Genomic DNA, 18,018 nt, shown 5'->3' with positions numbered 1-18,018 from the left:
AGCTGAACTGCGATGAGGGCGTTGCTGCCACAGAAAATTTCTGGCGCTCAAGCTCATCCGCTTTACCGCTGCTCAGCTAAGTCTTTGCTTCTGTTGATTAATCCCGGAGAATCGCGCCCCTGTTACGGCCGGGGCGCTGCCTGTCAGCTTTTTCTGACTCGCTCCGGCTGTGTGGCAAATGAACGGAATGCGGAGATCCGACCGGATGAATGATCAGGCCAATAGCGTCGGCGAACGCTTTGATGCGGCGGTACCAGCAAGCCTAAGTAGCTGGAATCGTCATGACACTACCTGGATGCTGGGCCTGTTTGGCACGGCAATCGGTGCGGGTACCCTGTTTTTGCCTATCAACGCTGGTCTAGGCGGCTTCTGGCCGTTGTTGATTCTGGCGCTGCTGGCGTTTCCGATGACTTTTTATGCGCACCGCGGCCTCAACCGCTTCGTGCTCTCCGGCCGTGCGGGTGCGGACATCACCGAAGTGGTCGAAGAGCATTTCGGGATCAAGGCTGGCGCGCTGATCACCTTGTTGTATTTCTTCGCCATCTTCCCGATTCTGCTGATCTACAGCGTAGCCCTGACCAACACCGTGGGCAGTTTCCTCGAGCACCAGTTGCACATCATGCCGCCACCGCGGGCGATTCTGTCGTTCGTGCTGATTCTCGGCCTGTTGGCAGTGGTGCGCTGTGGCGAACAGGCGATCGTCAAGGCCATGAGCCTGATGGTCTATCCGTTCATCGTTGCGTTGCTTTTCCTGGCAGTGTTCCTGGTTCCGCACTGGACCGGCGGCATTCTCGCCACTGCGACCACACTGCCTGAGCCTTCGGCCCTGCTGCACACGCTGTGGCTGGCGATTCCAGTGATGGTGTTCTCGTTCAACCATTCGCCGATCATCTCGGCGTTTGCGGTGGACCAGAAGCGTCGTTATGGCGCCCATGCTGAAGAGCGCAGCTCGCAGATCCTGTCTCGCGCCCACGGCTTGATGGTGGTGATGGTGCTGTTCTTTGTCTTTAGCTGCGTGCTGACTTTGTCGCCAGCGCAATTGGCTGAAGCGAAGGCGCAGAACCTGTCGATCCTGTCGTACCTGGCCAACCACTTCAGCAACCCGACGATTGCTTTCGCCGCACCGCTGATTGCCTTTGTGGCCATCTCCAAGTCATTCCTGGGGCACTACATTGGCGCCAGCGAAGGCCTGAAGGGCTTGATCGTCAAGAGTGGCCGTCGCCCGGCACCGAAGACTCTGGATCGCATGACCGCTGCCTTCATGCTGGTGGTGTGCTGGATCGTCGCGACGCTCAACCCGAGCATCCTGGGCATGATCGAAACTTTGGGTGGCCCGGTCATCGCGGCGATTCTGTTCCTGATGCCGATGTATGCGATCCGTCGTGTGCCGGCCATGGCTGCGTATCGCGGCCAGGCCTCCAACGTCTTCGTGACACTGGTCGGCCTGGTGGCGATTTCGGCGTTGATTTATTCGCTCACCGCCTGAGCCTGTGCAGGGTCAGCCTGGACCTCCAGGCCGACCCTCGACTCACAAGCGTGTGCTTGAACAAAGTGACGGACGCCGATTCAGCGTGCAATGCGCTGTGGCGGTTTTGCTGACGTTGCCTCACCGATTCGTTGAATATTTGATGGGTATCAAGGCCATAGCGCCATTGCCGTCTAAGCTTGGGACTTATGCCCCGCGCCGTGCAGTTCCTGCTTTTAGAAACAGGTGAACTCGCCAAACGTTTCGGGCTTTCTCATCTGGAGGCTCTACATGGCTCGTGCTCATCCGCAACTGATCACCGGTAAGCTGGAAAAACTGCATCCAACGCAGCTCACCGTCGGCCTGGCCGAAGTGAATGCCAAGCGCAAGGACTGGGGAAAACTCAAACGCAAGGAGCGCGCTGCGGCGCTGGAGAATCATTGGTTTCCCTCTATTCTGGGGCCTGAAGGGCGTTATTACATCGTCGATCACCATCATTTCGGTTTGGCGCTGCTACAAGAAGAGGTCAAGTTCGTAGCACTGCTGGTGCTCAAGGATTTGTCTTTTGTCGAGCCGGTGACGTTCTGGAATGTGATGAACTTTAACCAGTGGGCACACCCCTACGACGCCCAGGGCGAAAGGCGTCCATATGAGGCCATCCCTCGGCGTATCGCCGATTTGCAAGACGATCCCTATCGCAGCCTGGCCGGGCAGTTGCGACGTGCCGGTGGTTACGCCAAGGACGCGACGCCCTTCAGTGAGTTTCTCTGGGCTGATTTTTTCCGCAGCCGGATTGCCAGTGAACTGATCAACGATCAGGGCCCGAAACTTCAGGACAAAGCCCTGATTCTTGCACGCAGTCAGGAAGCCCGATATCTGCCGGGCTGGGTCGGTCCGATTGCTGATTAGTCCGCGCGCGCCAATCTCTGGGTCACCCCCGGAGCAGGCTGCACCACCACCGCAAAACCGCACGCGGGATCTGCTTGCAGGCCTGTCGATTGCTGGCTTGCTGTTGCCTGAAGCCGTTGCCTATTCGAGCATCGCGGCGTTACCACCTCAGGCCGGGGTCATCGCATTGTTCGCCGGTTTGCTCTGTTATGGGTTGTTCGGTACCAGCCGCTACGCCATTGTTTCCGCGACGTCCTCTTCGGCAGCGGTGCTGGCGGCGGCGACCGTGACGCTGGCGGGTGGCGATTCAGCGCTGCGATTGACGCTGGCGATCGCTCTGGTGCTGGTGACCGGGGCGTTCTTTCTGCTGGCGGGGCTGCTCAAGCTCGGCAGCGTGACGTCCTTCATCGCCAAGCCGGTATTGCGCGGGTTTACGTTTGGTCTGGCGATCACCATCGTCATCAAGCAGGTCGCCAGCATCGTCGGCGTGCACCTGACCAACAGCAATCTAATCCGTTTTCTGCCTGAGTTACTGGAGCAGTTACCGCACTGGAACTGGGCCGGTGCCGGCGTTGCAGCGCTAGCCTTGGCACTGTTATGGCTGTTCGCACGGGTCAAACGCTTGCCGGGAGGACTGCTGGTGGTGATGGTCGGTATTGCGGCCGGCCAATGGCTGAACCTGCCGGCCTATGGGGTGAAGTTGATCGGTGTGATTGATTTGAGGCTGGAGATCCCGAATCTTCCGGTATTGCCGTTCGCCGACTGGTTGCGCCTGGGTGAGTTGGGCTTTGCCATGGTGATGATCTTGTATGCCGAGTCGTACGGCTCGATCAGCTCCTTTGCCCTCAAGCACGGCGATAGGGTGTCGTCGAACCGGGATTTGCTCGCGCTTGGGGCGGCTAATCTGATTTCCGGCCTGTTTCATGGGATGCCGGCGGGCGCTGGTTATTCGGCTACCTCTGCCAATGAGGCGGCGGGTGCCGACTCGCGCCTGGCAGGTGGCATCGCGGCATTGGTGGTGCTGGCCATCGTGCTGACGGTGCTGCCATACATTGCGTTGACACCGGAGCCGGTGCTGGCGGCCATCGTCATTCATGCCCTGGCTCGCGGGCTGAGCCTGCAGCCATTAGGGCGCTATTTTGTCTGGCGCCGCGACCGATTGCTGGTCACCTGTGCCGTGGTGGCGGTGCTGGTACTCGGTGTGCTGGATGGATTGTTGGTGGCGGTCGCCATCAGCGTCGTGCTGATGCTGAGGCAGATGTCCTCGGCGGATATCCAGATCCTTGGGCAAATGGGTGGCGGGCATGATTACGTCGATCTGCAACGCCATCCCTTAGCCCTGAAAATTCCCGGGATGATCATTCTTCGCCCCGGTGAGCCGCTGTTTTTCGCCAATGTCGAACGGATCCTGGGCGGGGCGCTCAGATTGATACGTCACAGTGAAGAGCCGATTCATACGGTCATTTTGAGTCTGGAAGAGTCGCCTGACCTGGACGGCACCAGCATCGAGGCGCTGGAGGAGTTCTTTGGGCATGTCAGTGTTGAAGGCAAGCGATTGGTGCTGGCGCGTTTGAAGCACGAGGCCAAAGAGGCATTGCGGGCCTTGCCGGTGACCGAGCGTTCGCAGGTGATACTCAGTGGCTTGAGTGTGGACGGCGCGGTTCAGGAGGCGCTGAAGGCATGGACTGATCAGCAGGCATAAAAAAACGCCGCGTATCGCAAGATACGCGGCGTTTTCTATAGCGTTGTAACGTTAGGCTTGAATGACCGGAATGTTGGCATTCGCAGCAGCTTCACGGAACTCGGCGATCTGGTCGAAACTCAGGTAGCGATAGACATCGCTGGCCATGGTGTCGATTTCCTTCGCGTAGGCCATGTACTCCTCGACGGTCGGCAGGCGACCCAGGATCGAAGCAACAGACGCCAACTCAGCCGAAGCCAAGTAGACGTTTGCGCCGTCGCCCAGACGGTTCGGGAAGTTACGGGTCGATGTCGACACTACGGTGGAGTTCGGTTCAACGCGAGCCTGGTTACCCATGCACAGCGAGCAGCCCGGCATTTCCATGCGCGCGCCAGCCTTGCCGTAGATGCCGTAGTAGCCTTCTTCGGTCAACTGGTGAGCGTCCATTTTGGTCGGCGGCGACAGCCACAGACGGGTTGGCAGCTGACCCTTGACCTGATCCAGCAGTTTACCGGCAGCGCGGAAGTGACCGATGTTGGTCATGCACGAACCGATGAACACTTCGTCGATCTTCTGGCCAGCAACGCTGGACAGCAGACGGGCGTCGTCCGGATCGTTCGGCGCGCAGAGCACAGGCTCTTTGATGTCGGCCAGGTCGATTTCGATGATTTCAGCGTATTCGGCGTCAGCATCGGCAACCATCAACTCAGGGTTGGCAATCCAGGCTTCCATCGCTTGAGCGCGGCGTTCCAGAGTACGCGCATCGCCGTAGCCTTCGCCGATCATCCAGCGCAGCAGGGTGATGTTGGAGCTCAGGTACTCGGTGATCGACTCTTTGGACAGCTTGATGGTGCAACCGGCAGCGGAACGCTCGGCCGAGGCGTCGGACAGTTCGAATGCCTGTTCGATGCTCAGGTTGTCGAGACCTTCGATTTCCAGGATACGACCGGAGAAGGCGTTCTTCTTGCCTTTCTTCTCTACGGTCAGCAGGCCAGCCTGGATCGCGTAGTAAGGAATGGCGTGAACCAGGTCACGCAGGGTGACGCCCGGTTGCATTTTGCCTTTGAAGCGAACCAGGATCGATTCCGGCATGTCCAGTGGCATCACGCCAGTGGCTGCAGCGAAAGCGACCAGACCGGAACCGGCCGGGAAGGAGATCCCCATCGGGAAACGGGTGTGGGAGTCACCACCGGTACCGACGGTATCCGGCAGCAGCATGCGGTTCAGCCAGCTGTGGATGATGCCGTCACCCGGACGCAGGGAAACACCGCCGCGGGTCATGATGAAGTCTGGCAGGGTGTGGTGGGTGGTCACGTCGATCGGCTTTGGATAAGCCGCGGTGTGGCAGAAAGACTGCATTACCAGATCGGTCGAGAAGCCCAGGCACGCCAGGTCTTTCAGTTCGTCACGGGTCATGGGACCTGTGGTGTCCTGGGAGCCGACGGTGGTCATTTTCGGTTCGCAGTAGGTACCTGGACGAACGCCAGCTACGCCGCACGCCTTGCCGACCATTTTCTGCGCCAGGGTGAAGCCCTTGGTGCTTTCAGCCGGAGCTTCCGGCTTCTTGAACAGATCGGACGGCGGCAGACCCAGCTCGGCACGCGCCTTCTCGGTCAGGCCACGGCCGATGATCAGCGGAATACGACCGCCAGCACGGACTTCGTCGAGCAGGACCGGGGTCTTCATTTCGAAGGTGGTCAGGATTTCGTCGCTGTTGTGCTTGGTGACTTTACCGGCATGAGGGTACAGGTCGATCACGTCGCCCATGTTCATGTTGGTCACGTCGAATTCGATTGGCAGTGCGCCGGCATCTTCCATGGTGTTGTAGAAGATCGGAGCGATTTTGCTGCCGAAGCAGAAACCGCCAGCGCGCTTGTTCGGCACGTAAGGAACGTCGTCGCCGAAGAACCACAGCACCGAGTTGGTGGCCGATTTACGCGAAGAACCGGTACCCACTACGTCGCCGACGTAGGCGATCGGGAAGCCTTCGCCGCGCATGGTTTCGATCTGCTTCATGGGACCGGTGACGCCTTGCTCATCAGGCACGATGCCTTCACGGGCCATTTTCAGCATGGCCAGGGCGTGCAGCGGGATGTCTGGACGGGACCAGGCATCAGGAGCAGGGGACAGGTCGTCGGTGTTGGTTTCGCCGGTGACCTTGAATACGCGCAGGCTGATCTTGTCGGCCAGAACAGGGCGGTTCTTGAACCACTCGCCGTCAGCCCAGGATTGCAGTACGCCTTGAGCGTGAACGTTGCCGTTCTTGGCTTTTTCCGCGACGTCGTGGAAAGCATCGAACATCAACAGGGTGTGCTTGAGTTGCGCGGCAGCGACCGGAGCCAGTTCGGCTGAGTCGAGCAGGTCAACCAGCGTCACGATGTTGTAGCCGCCTTGCATGGTGCCAAGCAGTTCAACAGCGCGCTTTTTGTCGAGCAGAGGGGAAGTGGCTTCGCCTTTGGCCAGAGCAGAGAGGAAACCGGCCTTTACATAGGCTGCTTCGTCCACGCCAGGCGGCACGCGATTGGTGATCAGGTCAACGAGGAAAGCTTCTTCGCCAGCCGGGGGATTCTTCAGCAGCTCGACCAGGCCTGCAGTTTGTTCGGCGTTAAGCGGCTGGGGAACGATACCCAGTGCTGCACGCTCTTCGATATGTTTGCGGTAGGCTTCAAGCACAGTTATTACCCTCATCAGTGGTCCCAAATGGGTGTCCGGGACGCTCATCCCGAAATTGCCGTACTCATGCGCTGCGTAGCGTTGTGGGCCACTTAGCCAGAATTACCGGCAATTCCTTACAGAAGCTGCTTTCAAAGTTTTACGCCTGCAGAACGGGGAGCTGATGAGGGTTGGCGTTGGGCTTTTCCCCGCTGGAAAAACCCTTCGCCAACACCGCTCTGAAGGAACGACTGTGCTCGTGACGCTTTGAAAACAGCTTCTAACGGACATTGGCGCCTTAAAAGGCTGGCTGATTCTACGGCAAAAAAAATTTAAAGGTAAGTTAGCCTCTGAACTTTGAGGGGTGATGAATGTTAGACAAAGGGCTAACATGCCGACCTGTTTTGCTTCTCACGTTCTGCTTACCTATGCCCAATCAGACCATCAAGACCCCCTGCGTCGGCCTCTGCTCCACTGTTTACGGTGATCTGGTATGCCGTGGCTGCAAGCGTTTCCACCATGAAGTGATTCACTGGAACGGCTACAACGAGGAAGAAAAACGTGCGGTCTGGCTGCGTCTGGAGCAGCTGCTGGTGCAGGTGATGGCCGGCAAACTGGAAATTTTCGACCCCAAACGGCTGCGTCAGCAGCTGGAGCAGCGAAAAATCCGCTTCGTGCCCCATCAGTCCGAATATTGCTGGGCCTATCAGTTGATTGCCCGTGGCGCGCGGGTCATCAGCCAACTGGACGCCTACGGCATGGTGTTAATGCCCGAGTTTCGCGGCTGGAGCCTGCCGCAGCTGCGTGATGCCATTGATCGGGAGTTTTTCCTGCTGTCTGAAGCTCATTATCAGCGTTACATCGCGCCGGGCTTTCTCAGGGATGCCTTCGGTTCCTGATTGCTGAAACCTAGTGGCGAGGGAGCGGCCACTCCCTCGCCACAGGTGATCATCACCTCAATGCTTCAACGCCACTTCCTCCAGGTGGTCCATGATCTGGTCCGGCTTGAGCACCAGTACGTCGCTTTCCAGCGAGTCGAGCACCACCTCCGCGGTATTGCCAATCAATGCACCTGACAATCCGGTACGCGCCACGGTACCGATGACCGTGACCGATGCCTGCAACTTGTGGGCAAAGTGTGGAATCAATACGTCTGCCGGGCCTTCTTCGATATGCAAATGGTCGTCATCAATGTCGAACTCGGCCTGAAACGCCTTGCACTGCTCGCGGTAGCGGGCTTCGATGGTTTCCTTGAGCTGAAACACTGGATCGGCCGCCGACAGCATCGGTGACGGATGGGCGCTGATGACATGCAACTGCGCCTTGGCCAGGCTGGCGATGTCAAAGCCGTGATCGACGATGCTGGCGTGCAGGTTGCGGTGTTCACCATCGGTATTGCCGACGTCGATGGCCGCCAGAATGGTTCCGCCAGTCCAGGGGGTGGAGGTCTTGACCAGTAACACCGGAGTCGGACAATAGCGCAGCAGTTTCCAGTCCGCGGGGGTGAGCAGGGCCTTTTTCAGCGGGTTGTCGGGGTAATGCTGCTTGACCACCAGGCCGCAGCCTTCGGCCTGCTGCACGTCGATAATGGTTTCGTGCAGGCTTTCATTCCACGCCTGTTCGGTGGTGACGCTGTAGCCTTCGCTCAACAGGCTGCTCTTGAGCACGCTCAGGAGCGCCGAGTGCTCATGCTTCTTGTCGCAGACCAGCAAATGCAGGTGCGCCTGGGTCACTCCGGCGATCAGCTTGGCGCGTTTGAGTGCGAGACTTTCCGAATGCTCGGGCTCAATGACCACCAGGATGCTGCGAATGGCTTGCATGATCGGGATCTCCAGAAGGTGATAGACGCTACGTTGCACAACTATAGTTGCTGTGCGCTGACTGTGATGTTGACGCACATCAAGTCGGCCGACTGGTGGTCTGCGGCCCGGCCGGTATAATCAGCGCCCTTCGCTGTGAACCTTTCTTTCGTGAGCCTCATGTTACCGATCCTTGAAGTCGCTGCCCTCCTGCCTTGCCACGCTCCTGAACGTACGGAAGTGTCCCTATGATTTTTCCGGAAATTCACGAGTTTTTGGGTTGCCGCACCCCGGACGGTTGGGTCCAGGCCGCGCTGGCGGATCAGCAAACCCTGCTGATCGACCACAAGAATTGTGAGTTCAAGGCCGCTAGCACTGCTCTGAGCATGATTGCCAAGTACGGTGCTTACTCTGATCTGGTGATCATGATGTCTCGGCTGGCCCGTGAAGAGCTTGTGCATCACGAACAGGTTTTGCGGCTAATGAAAAAGCGTAAAATCGAATGGCGCCCGCTGTCGGCTAGCCGGTATGCCTCTGGGCTAAGGGCTGTTGTACGAAGCCATGAGCCAGTGAAGCTCGTTGATACGTTGGTGGTGGGAGCCATTATCGAGGCCCGTAGCTGTGAGCGCTTCGAAGCGCTGGTGCCGCATTTGGACGATGAGTTGGGGCGATTCTACTTCGGCTTGCTTAAAAGCGAAGCACGGCACTTCCAAGGCTATCTAAAGCTTGCGTATCAGTACGGGGATGCCGCTGACGTGGATCGTGTAATCGAAAAGGTCAGGACGGTTGAGGCTGGCTTGATTGACAGCCCGGATAGCGAATTCAGATTCCATAGTGGTATCCCGACGCTGACGTGACGTAGTTTTGAATCATGATCTGTCCGCCATATAAAAGCCCCGCAGATTAAGGTCTGCGGGGCTTTTTAATTTTTGCATTGAACGCACCCCGAGGGAGTACTCTCGCTCGCCGACCCAGTGCAGCCAAGCGAGAGCGCTCGGTTGTTTCAGGTGGGATCGCTATCGAGAAAGACATAGAGCGCCGCTATCTTCCCATCGCGAACGATGATCACATCCCAACCCGTGTAGTCGGGTGACTCGCCGCGCGGACCAGAGCCCCATGCCAGGCGACCGGCATTGTGGAGCGCCTGCGGTTTACTGTGTGGCGTGTACACGAAGTGCGGGTGCATCGCGCGAAGATCTCCGGCAAGTTTGTCCAGCGCGTCGTGCCCGACAAACACACCTGGAGGCACGTAGATCATGCAATCCTCTGTGTAGAGCTCCATGATGGCCTCACGACGACGGGACGCGTCACCTTCACCAAAGACCTCCTGAAGGTTGCGAAGCAGCAGTTCATTGATGCGAGCATTCATGATTCTTTTCCTCAGTCATTGACTGTTGAGCCGATTCCGGGCGTATGGCGTGGACCTCTCTCGCATCCGGCGCCCTCAAGCGGCCGCTTTGCCCCAGGAAGTTGAGAGAGTGGGCGTTGCGTTATTGAGCAAGCGCCAAGGTCTTCTTGATGGCCGTAACGACTGCCGGCCGCGCCGAGACTTCTTCGTACCAGCGAGTCACGAACGGGAACTTGGCGAGAGAGGCGCCGATTGCCTGGTGACGCCACACCCACCCGAAATGTGCGATGTCCGCAATGCTGTACGTCTCACCAGCCACATAAGGACTCTGCTCAAGGTTGTGGTTGAGCACCCCCAGAACTCGATCTACTTCCGATAAAGCACGCGCTTGGGCCTCAGCTTGCGGTGAGGACTGCAGGTTGACCAGGAACGCCTGCAGGAACGCGGGACTCAGGCCGGACGCGTGGAAGAAGAGTTGTTCGAATACCTTGCCGCGATGAATGCCATCATTCGCAAGCAGTTGCCCGGTTTTCTCTGCAAGGTAGACCAGGATGGCGGCGGACTCGCCGAGCACCACATCGTCGACGCCTGGCTCGGAGGAGCGGTCAGTAAGCACGGGCACTTTGGCGTTGGGATTCAAGGCTCGGAAGGCTTCGCTCTTCTGTTCCCCCTGACGCAAATTGACGGGGACGAGCCGGTAGTCCAGCCCCAACTCTTCCAGCGCGATGGAGACCTTGAGGCTGTTGGGCGTGGCAAAGGCAAACACTTCAAGCATGGTCATATCCTCTTTCATTCAATTGACGAACCAGCCGCCCAGGGCAGTCGTCAGACTTGGGCCTGCCCTCCATCGACGAAGAGCTCCGTACCCGCGATGCAAGCTACGTCGGAGGAAGTTGGGTGAGACAAATCTATGGCCATGCGCTATTTTTCGAAATAGAAATGAATGAAAACCATCGTTGCAGGAATGTCATGTCGAAGCTGCCAGATTTCGAAGGACTCGCGATGTTCGGGAAGGTCGCCGAAGAAGGTTCATTTGCGGCGGCGGCGACAGCCATGGGTGTCTCGGTCGCGACGGTCTCGCGGGCCGTTACCCGCCTTGAAGAGCGGTTGGGAGGTCGATTGTTCAACCGCACCTCCCGACGACTTGCGCTCACGGACTATGGCCGCTCGCTCGCCGATCGAGCGGCAAGGATCTACGCGCAGGCTGAGGACGCCGAGGATTTCGCACGTGAGACATCGAGTCGACCACGTGGTCTCGTAAAGCTCGCGGTACCGCTTTCCTTTGGGGTGCGCTGGGTCGCCCCGTTGCTGCCCGAGTTCTTTCGGACCTATCCAGACATTTCCATCGATCTCCATTCCGCGGACGCGCAAGCTGACTTGATTGGCGAGGGCTTTGACGCCGCCCTGCGTATCGCGGTCATGGAGGATTCGTCACTCGTTGCCCGTCTCATTGCACCGGTGCGCCGGTTCGTGGTGGCGTCCCCTGACTATCTGTCCCACTACGGTCGCCCGCAACACCCGAGCGAGTTGGGTGCTCACCGGTGCCTGAGTTACATCAACAGAAATAGGCATGACATCTGGCGCTTTACGCACACAAAGAGCGCTGAGGAATGCACTGTTGTGCCCGCCGGCGGGTTGCGGGCAACGAGCGTGGAGGCATTATTACCTACCGTCCTTGCCGGACTGGCCATCACGGAGATCCCCGAGTTCATCGCGACACAGTATTTGCGCGATAAGCAGCTCGAGCCGCTGTTGACCGATTGGCGTTTGCCTGAAGGGGGTCTTTATTTCGTCACACCCACGGCTCGTGCACGGCCAGCGAAAGTTAGCGCCTTGGCAGAGTTCTTTACCTCCAGACTCGCCGCGGCGCAATGGAGAGCCGAGACGGTCCTGGAACAGAAGCCATCAAACCGGCGCAGACGGTGAAGATGGCGGGGGGAGTGAATGGCCCGCTCCGGCAGCGCTCGGAGCAATAGCGCATCTCGCCAACGTCGCCATAAATGCAAAAATGGGGACGCCAGCTCTCCGCAAGCCGCTATGCCTCAGGGCTGCGCAAAGTGGTGCGCAACCACGAGCCGGTCAAACTGCTGGACACGCGATGCCTTTATCGAGGCTCGAAGCTGCAGCGGGATCCCACCGCTCTCATCGGTAGCCTGATCTTTCGGGCGAGTCGACCTGATGGCTGTATGGCGGCCGGACTCGCAGTGGTACAGCCGTTGGGCTTGGCTAAATTAAATTTTAGGTTCAGGGGAACGCTCTGCTAGGTGCCCATTGTTATCTTCGCGCCATTCGTGGTGGCCAAGCCACACAGGCTTTGCCGGAGATGATCAGTAGATGCCCGTCGTTACGTTACCTTCGTCTTTCAGACCGTCCTCAGCCTCGCTTCGACTTTCTAAACGGCTGACGCTCCTGGGCATGCTGTTGTTGAGTGGTTGCTCGCTGGTGCCGACCTACCATCAACCCGCATTGGCAGTTGCGCCGGCCTGGGCCGGCGCGGCTTCCAGCGCCCCGGCAGCGGGCGGGCAGTGGTGGACAGAGTTTCACAGCCCGGAGCTCGACGCTCTGATCGCCCGCGGTCTGGATCACAATTACACCCTGCAAGCGGCTCTCAGCCGAATCGATGAAGCCCGTGCTTCGGCCCAGGTGGCGGGTGCCGCGCAATACCCGGCAGTGGCTTTGGGCGGCAGCTATCAGCGGCAGAACGGTAGCTCGACGAGCCAGACACGCAGCGTGTTTGCCCAGGCGTCCTATGAGGTGGACTTCTGGGGCAAGCACCGGGCAACGGCTGACGCAGCCCAGACGCTGGCGCAAGCGAGCGCTTTCGATGCGCAGACCTTGCGCATGACCTTGGGAGCGTCGATTGCCGACAGCTATTTCCAGGTGCTCTCGCTCGAAGAGCGGCTGCGTCTGGCACAGTCGATCGCTGACGACGCGCAACAAGTGCTTGAGTTGGTCCAGGTGCAAGCCAGCCAGGGCGCGGTTTCCAATCTTGAGGTCGAGCAGCAACGCAATGCCCGACAAACGTTTCAGGCCGCGGTGCCGGCCCTGCGTCAGCAACGCGATCAGGCGCTGTATCAATTGGCGGTACTGGTCGGCGCTGCGCCACAAGGATTCACCGTGTCTCAGACCGGCCTGGACCGGTTCGACGTACCAAAGCCAACGCTTGGATTGCCGATCGGGCTGCTGCGTCAGCGGCCGGATATCCAGTCGGCCGAGGCACGCCTGAAATCGGCCAATTTTGATGTCGGTGTGGCGCGAGCTGCCTTTTTACCCAATCTATCGCTGGATCTGATGGGCGGCCTCGACACCCTGGCTGGAGGGCGGATCTGGAGCGTGGTCGGCACACTGGCCCAACCGGTGTTCATGGGTGGCCAACTGAACGGTCAATTGCACTTCGATCAGGCTCATGTCCAGGAATTGACGGCCAGCTATCGGGAGTCGGTGATCGAAGCCTTGCAGGATGTCGAGACGCAGTTGAGTGCTGCCCATGAACTGGATCAAGCCTATGAGCTGAACCGCGCTGCAGTGGCCTCGGCCCGTGAGGCCGCGAGGCTGGCGCAGGTTCGTTACCGTCTGGGCTCAACCGACTTCCAGACGCTGTTGGTCGTGGAGCGTACCCAGTACCAGGCCGAAGACACCTTGCTGCAGGTGCGCCTGCAGCATTTGCAGGCCGCGGTCGGCCTGTTTCGCGCACTGGGCGGTGATTTCACGGCTGCCGCCATCTCGTCTAACACCATGCCCACTCCGTCTTCTTCAGCTCTTCAGGCCACACGCCCATGAACGTCCCACTCGTTTCGCCTCCTTTTCGCCGCTGGCGCCATGCCGGACTGCTCATCGTCCTGCTGGGCGCCGGGTGGGTGATCAGCACCCCATGGCGCGCATCCGCCGAACCCGCCAAACCGGCGGACAGTGCGGTGCCGGTGCTCATGCAGCAGGCCCGCCAACAAGATTTACCCATCTGGCTGGATGCGATCGGCAACGTCCAGCCGCTCAACACGGTGAATGTGCGGGTAAGGGCCGATGGCGAGTTGCAGAAGGTGCTCTTCAGTGAGGGCCAGATGGTGACTGCTGGCAGCCAACTGGCGCAGATCGATCCGCGGGTCTATCACGCTCAGTTGGCGCAGGCCCAGGCCGTGGTCGCCAAAGATCAGGCGCAACTGGCCAATCTGCGCGTCAGCCTGGATCGGGCCAGTAAACTGGCTGCGGCCAAGGCCGGTCCGACCCAGGATGTCGATACCTATCGGGCGCAGCTGGCCGCGCAGCAAGCCAGCGTACAGGCGGATCAGGCCGCGCTGGAGAATGCGCGTCTGCAACTGGGATTCACCCAGATCCTCGCACCGCTGACCGGGCGCACCGGCCAGCGCCTGCTGGATGTCGGTTCGATTGTTCATGGCACGGATGCGACGGGGTTGGTGACCATCACTCAAATGGACCCGATCTCGGTGGCTTTTGCCGTGTCCCAGGATGAGCTGTCCGAAATCCTTGAAGAGACTGCGCGCCAGCCCTTGCAGGTGGTTGCCATGAGCCGTGATGGTCGGCAACAGATTGCCAGCGGGCACCTGAGCTTCATTGATAGTCAGGTCGCTGCCGCCACCGGCCAGATTCAGCTCAAAGCCCAATTCGACAATGCCGATAACAAGCTTTGGCCCGGGCAGTTGGTCAACGCCCGCCTGTTGCTCAATACCCAGCGCCAGGCAACCGTGGTTCCGGCGAATGCGGTCCAGTTAGGACAGAAGGGCAGTTTTGTCTATGTGGTCAACGCTGATCAGCGAGTAGCGCCGCGACAAGTCCAGGCGGCGGCCGTGGTTGATGGCCAGCAATGGATTCGTGCTGGGCTGGAACCGGGAGAAACGGTCGTGGTTCAAGGGCAGTCGCGTATCGCACCGGGAGTCAAGGTGTCTGCGGTTCAGGCGGATCCTGCGCAAGTCGATACGTCCGTATCGATTGCCTCCAGCAACGGCGTGGAGGGACGGCGATGAAAGCCTTGTCCGGTTTGATCCAGCGACGTGTCGGTTTGGGCTTGCTGGCGTTGGGGGTGATGCTGCTGGGAAGCTTCGCGTATTTTCAGTTACCCGTAGCGCCGCTGCCGACCGTGGATTTCCCGACGATTCAGGTCACCGCAAAACTCTCCGGCGCGAGTGCCGAGACTATGGCGACTTCGGTGGCGACACCATTGGAGCGCGCCTTCTCGGCAGTCCCTCAAGTCACATCCATGACCTCGTCCAGCGCCTCGGGGAAAACCCAGATCGTGCTGCAGTTCGATTTGTCCCGCAACATTGACGGCGCTGCCCAGGATGTCCAGTCGGCGATCAATACCGCCAGCGCCAGCCTGCCCAAAAGCATGACCAGTGCGCCGACCTTCAACAAGGTCAATCCGGCCGAGTTCACCGTGCTTTCGTTGGCGCTGACGTCACCGACTCGCACGCTGCACGAACTGGATCGCTATGCCGACAATTACCTGGCTCAGCAGTTATCGCAGATGCCGGGCGTTGGTCTGGTGGATTTTCATGGTGAACAGAAACCCGCTGTGCGCATTCAGATCGACCCGGATGCCCTGGCAGCTCGCGGCTTGACACTGGAGGACGTGCGTAGCGTCATCGGTCTGAGTACGCTCGACCAGCCCAAAGGGAGCCTGGACGGTGCCAGCCGTAACGTGACCCTCAACACCACCGACCAGTTGCTCGACCCGCAGGGCTATCGCGACCAGGTGGTTGCCTACAAGAGCGGGATGCCGATCAAGCTGGGCGACCTTGGCCGGGTGATCGACGGTGCCGAAGATACCCAGCAGGCGGCGGCCATCGGCGGGGAGCCGACGATCATTGTCGACATCCATAAACAGCCGGGTTTCAACGTGCTGGCGACCATCGCAACGATCAAAGCGCGTCTGCCATCGTTGACGGCATCGTTGCCCCGTGACGTTCAGGTTCAGGTGGTGGGCGATCGCACGCAGACGATTGAAGCGTCGGTGCATGACGTGCAGTTCACGTTGTTGCTGTCCATCGCGCTGGTCGTGGTAGTGATCTTTGTGTTTCTGCGCAAAGCCACCGCGACCCTGATCCCGAGCCTGACCATTCCTCTGTCACTGGTGGCGACCTTTGCGGTGATGTACTTGCTGGGTTATAGCCTGGATAACCTGTCGATCATGGGGTTGGCGATCGCGGTGGGATTCGTGGTCGACGACGCCATCGTGGTGATGGAAAACATCGTGCGTCACCTGGAAATGGGCAAGTCACGCCTGCAGTCGGCGGTCGATGGCTTGCGTGAAGTCGGATTCACCATCGTCTCTATGACGGTTTCGCTGATCGCGGTATTCCTGCCGATTTTGTTGATGGGAGGGATCGTCGGGCGCCTGATGCGCGAGTTCGCGGTCACGGTCAGCGTGGCAATTGTCATGTCCTGCATCGTTTCGCTTACGGTGACGCCAATGTTCTGCGCGTGGCTCTTGAAACCCCACACCGAGGACCGCCCCGGGCGATTCGCGCAGGCCTGTGAAGCGGGGTTCACACGCTTGCACGAGGGTTACCGACGTAGTCTGGATTGGGTACTGGAGCATCAGCGCCTGACCCTGGCAGTCGCGCTGGCGACACTGGTGGCGACGGCTGCGCTGTATGTCTACATCCCTAAAGGCTTTTTCCCACAGCAGGACACCGGGCTGATTCAGGGGGTCGCCGAGGCGGCGCCGGATATTTCGTCGCAGGCAATGCGCGAGGACGTCGCTCGCCTGACCGATATCATCGGTCAGGACCCTGCAGTGGCCAAGGTCTATTTCTGGATCGGACCCAACCCGACGATCAGCCAGGGCAAGGTGATGATCAACCTCAAGCCCTTCAGTGAACGTACTGCCAGCGCCCAGCAAGTGATCGCCCGACTGCAACCGCAGCTTGATGCGGTGCCTGCTATCAAGCTGTTCATGCAGGCCAACCAGGACATTCAGATCGGTGGGCGGGCGAGCAAGACCCAGTATCAATACACCCTCCAGGACCCGAACAGCCTTGAGCTGGACCACTGGAGCGCGGTTCTGTTGGCGAAGTTCAAGACGCTGCCACAGTTGCAGCATGTCACCTCCGATCAGCAGCACGCCGCACCCCAGGCGACACTGGTGATCGACCGTCCCACGGCGGCACGGCTGGGTGTCACCGTCCAGGCTATCGATGACGTGCTTTACGATGCGTTCGGGCAGCGACAGATAGCCACCATGTTCACCCAGCTCGATCAGAATCATGTGATTCTCGAGCTCGATCCGCGCTGGCAGTTGTCGCTCGATACGCTTGCGCATCTGTACGTTCGTTCAGCCGCCGGCGATAGGGTGCCGTTGAACCTGTTGGCCAGCGTCAAGAACGAGCTGGCGCCGATCGTGATCAACCATCAGGGGGTATTCCCGGCCATCACGCTGTCGTTCGACCTGGCGCCGGGTCAAGCCCTGAGCAACGCCGTCGCGGCAATTCAGCAGGCCTCGCTGGATGTCGGATTGCCGGATAGCGTCCGTGGGAGCTTTCAGGGAACCGCCCAAGCGTTTCAGGATTCCATCAAGTCGCAGCCGTGGCTGGTGTTGGCGGCGATTCTGACGGTCTACATCGTCCTGGGTGTGCTGTACGAAAGCGCCATCCATCCGTTGACGATCATCTCCACGTTACCCTCGGCAGGCTTCGGCGCCTTGCTGGCATTGATCATCTGCGGTCAGGATCTTTCAGTCCTGGGCATGATCGGGATCATTTTGTTGATCGGGATCGTCAAGAAAAACGCCATCATGATCGTCGATTTCAGCCTGGCGGCCGAACAGCAAGGGATGTCGCCCCGCGAAGCCGTGCGCGAAGGCTGCCTGTTGCGGCTGCGGCCGATTTTGATGACATCTCTGGCGGCCTTGCTGGGCGCTGTGCCGCTGGCTTTCGGCCACGGTGCCGGCTCCGAGTTGCGACAACCGCTGGGGATTGCCATCGTCGGCGGGTTGGCGGTGTCACAGCTGCTGACGCTGTACACCACCCCGGTGGTTTACCTCTGGTTCGATCGTTTTCGGCGTCGGAGCGAGGTTGAGCGTTCGCTGGTGAGGAGTTAGAGGTTTACGACGGTTGCTATGAGGAGGATTGCCCCAGTGCCAGTCGCGTGCCCAAAAAGATCGCAGCCTACGGCAGCTACGCCGGACTTCGTGTACCCGAAAATTATCAGGTGTACGCAGTACCAAGGAGCT

13 protein-coding genes and 1 pseudogene are annotated in these 18,018 nt (G+C 59.4%); 10 read left to right on the top strand and 4 right to left on the bottom strand.

Features of this window, described 5'->3' with window-relative positions; all coding sequences use genetic code 11:
- Positions 1-205: 205 nt before the first annotated feature.
- The 3 genes from AC07O1_RS07275 (at position 206) to AC07O1_RS07265 (ending at position 4,055) form a co-directional block, all read left to right on the top strand.
- On the top strand, positions 206-1,486 hold the full coding sequence (locus tag AC07O1_RS07275) for a serine/threonine transporter (protein WP_495088367.1): 1,281 nt from the start codon (positions 206-208) through the stop codon (positions 1,484-1,486).
- A gap of 270 nt (positions 1,487-1,756) precedes the next feature.
- Positions 1,757-2,374 carry a ParB-like protein gene (locus tag AC07O1_RS07270; RefSeq protein WP_495088366.1) on the top strand — a complete coding sequence of 206 codons (618 nt, stop codon included), beginning with the start codon at positions 1,757-1,759 and terminating at the stop codon, positions 2,372-2,374.
- 13 nt (positions 2,375-2,387) lie between these two features.
- Positions 2,388-4,055 carry a SulP family inorganic anion transporter gene (locus AC07O1_RS07265; RefSeq protein WP_495088396.1) on the top strand — a complete coding sequence of 556 codons (1,668 nt, stop codon included), beginning with the start codon at positions 2,388-2,390 and terminating at the stop codon, positions 4,053-4,055.
- A gap of 51 nt (positions 4,056-4,106) precedes the next feature.
- Here the strand turns inward: AC07O1_RS07265 and acnB are convergent, their stop codons facing one another.
- Positions 4,107-6,707 carry a bifunctional aconitate hydratase 2/2-methylisocitrate dehydratase gene (acnB, locus tag AC07O1_RS07260; protein WP_495088395.1) on the bottom strand — a complete coding sequence of 867 codons (2,601 nt, stop codon included), beginning with the start codon at positions 6,705-6,707 and terminating at the stop codon, positions 4,107-4,109.
- 407 nt (positions 6,708-7,114) lie between these two features.
- Between acnB and AC07O1_RS07255 the strand changes: the two genes are divergently transcribed.
- The gene (locus tag AC07O1_RS07255) at positions 7,115-7,585 is read left to right on the top strand and encodes a DUF1289 domain-containing protein (protein WP_494991419.1); all 471 of its coding nucleotides are present in this window, start codon (positions 7,115-7,117) and stop codon (positions 7,583-7,585) included.
- 57 nt (positions 7,586-7,642) lie between these two features.
- Here AC07O1_RS07255 and AC07O1_RS07250 read toward each other — a convergent pair whose 3' ends face one another.
- On the bottom strand, positions 7,643-8,506 hold the full coding sequence (locus AC07O1_RS07250; RefSeq protein ID WP_494991420.1) for a universal stress protein: 864 nt from the start codon (positions 8,504-8,506) through the stop codon (positions 7,643-7,645).
- Positions 8,507-8,733: 227 nt separating this feature from the next.
- On the opposite strand from AC07O1_RS07250, the gene AC07O1_RS07245 reads away from it, so the two are divergent.
- On the top strand, positions 8,734-9,342 hold the full coding sequence (locus AC07O1_RS07245; protein WP_495088365.1) for a MiaE family protein: 609 nt from the start codon (positions 8,734-8,736) through the stop codon (positions 9,340-9,342).
- Between the two features lie 146 nt (positions 9,343-9,488).
- On the opposite strand, the gene AC07O1_RS07240 is transcribed toward AC07O1_RS07245, so the two are convergent.
- Both AC07O1_RS07240 and AC07O1_RS07235 read right to left on the bottom strand, forming a co-directional pair.
- Positions 9,489-9,854 (bottom strand): nuclear transport factor 2 family protein, encoded by a 366-nt coding sequence (locus AC07O1_RS07240; RefSeq protein WP_493060885.1) that lies wholly within the window; start codon positions 9,852-9,854, stop codon positions 9,489-9,491.
- Positions 9,855-9,975: 121 nt separating this feature from the next.
- Positions 9,976-10,608 (bottom strand): glutathione S-transferase family protein, encoded by a 633-nt coding sequence (locus tag AC07O1_RS07235; protein ID WP_495088364.1) that lies wholly within the window; start codon positions 10,606-10,608, stop codon positions 9,976-9,978.
- A 194-nt stretch (positions 10,609-10,802) separates the two neighbouring features.
- Here AC07O1_RS07235 and AC07O1_RS07230 point away from each other — a divergent pair, with 194 nt between their 5' ends.
- The 5 genes and pseudogenes from AC07O1_RS07230 to AC07O1_RS07210 all read left to right on the top strand — a co-directional run bounded on the left by AC07O1_RS07230 (position 10,803) and on the right by AC07O1_RS07210 (position 17,886).
- Positions 10,803-11,759, top strand: a complete 957-nt coding sequence (locus tag AC07O1_RS07230) for a LysR family transcriptional regulator (RefSeq protein WP_495088394.1) — start codon at positions 10,803-10,805, stop codon at positions 11,757-11,759.
- An 89-nt stretch (positions 11,760-11,848) separates the two neighbouring features.
- Positions 11,849-11,957 (top strand): annotated as a pseudogene (gene miaE / locus AC07O1_RS07225) (tRNA isopentenyl-2-thiomethyl-A-37 hydroxylase MiaE); the annotation flags it as partial.
- 291 nt (positions 11,958-12,248) lie between these two features.
- Complete coding sequence (locus tag AC07O1_RS07220; RefSeq protein ID WP_495011841.1) at positions 12,249-13,613, top strand: efflux transporter outer membrane subunit; 1,365 nt, start codon at positions 12,249-12,251, stop codon at positions 13,611-13,613.
- Positions 13,610-14,812, top strand: coding sequence for an efflux RND transporter periplasmic adaptor subunit (locus tag AC07O1_RS07215; RefSeq protein ID WP_495088363.1), 1,203 nt, complete (start codon positions 13,610-13,612; stop codon positions 14,810-14,812). The genes AC07O1_RS07220 and AC07O1_RS07215 overlap by 4 nt, the downstream gene beginning before the upstream one ends.
- On the top strand, positions 14,809-17,886 hold the full coding sequence (locus tag AC07O1_RS07210; RefSeq protein ID WP_495088362.1) for an efflux RND transporter permease subunit: 3,078 nt from the start codon (positions 14,809-14,811) through the stop codon (positions 17,884-17,886). The genes AC07O1_RS07215 and AC07O1_RS07210 overlap by 4 nt, the downstream gene beginning before the upstream one ends.
- The last annotated feature ends 132 nt before the right edge of the window (positions 17,887-18,018 follow it).

It is taken from the genome of Pseudomonas sp. GW821-FHT07G10, from assembly GCF_059418545.1.
This window is presented reverse-complemented; position numbering and strand designations above follow the sequence as displayed.

Coding starts and splice junctions, on each gene's coding strand:
- AC07O1_RS07275 (WP_495088367.1), top strand. CDS start 206: ATGAATGATCAGGCCAATAGCGTCGGCGAACGCTTTGATGCGGCGGTA.
- AC07O1_RS07270 (WP_495088366.1), top strand. CDS start 1,757: ATGGCTCGTGCTCATCCGCAACTGATCACCGGTAAGCTGGAAAAACTG.
- AC07O1_RS07255 (WP_494991419.1), top strand. CDS start 7,115: ATGCCCAATCAGACCATCAAGACCCCCTGCGTCGGCCTCTGCTCCACT.
- AC07O1_RS07250 (WP_494991420.1), bottom strand. CDS start 8,506: ATGCAAGCCATTCGCAGCATCCTGGTGGTCATTGAGCCCGAGCATTCG.
- AC07O1_RS07245 (WP_495088365.1), top strand. CDS start 8,734: ATGATTTTTCCGGAAATTCACGAGTTTTTGGGTTGCCGCACCCCGGAC.
- AC07O1_RS07240 (WP_493060885.1), bottom strand. CDS start 9,854: ATGAATGCTCGCATCAATGAACTGCTGCTTCGCAACCTTCAGGAGGTC.
- AC07O1_RS07235 (WP_495088364.1), bottom strand. CDS start 10,608: ATGCTTGAAGTGTTTGCCTTTGCCACGCCCAACAGCCTCAAGGTCTCC.
- AC07O1_RS07230 (WP_495088394.1), top strand. CDS start 10,803: ATGTCGAAGCTGCCAGATTTCGAAGGACTCGCGATGTTCGGGAAGGTC.
- AC07O1_RS07220 (WP_495011841.1), top strand. CDS start 12,249: ATGCTGTTGTTGAGTGGTTGCTCGCTGGTGCCGACCTACCATCAACCC.
- AC07O1_RS07215 (WP_495088363.1), top strand. CDS start 13,610: ATGAACGTCCCACTCGTTTCGCCTCCTTTTCGCCGCTGGCGCCATGCC.
- AC07O1_RS07210 (WP_495088362.1), top strand. CDS start 14,809: ATGAAAGCCTTGTCCGGTTTGATCCAGCGACGTGTCGGTTTGGGCTTG.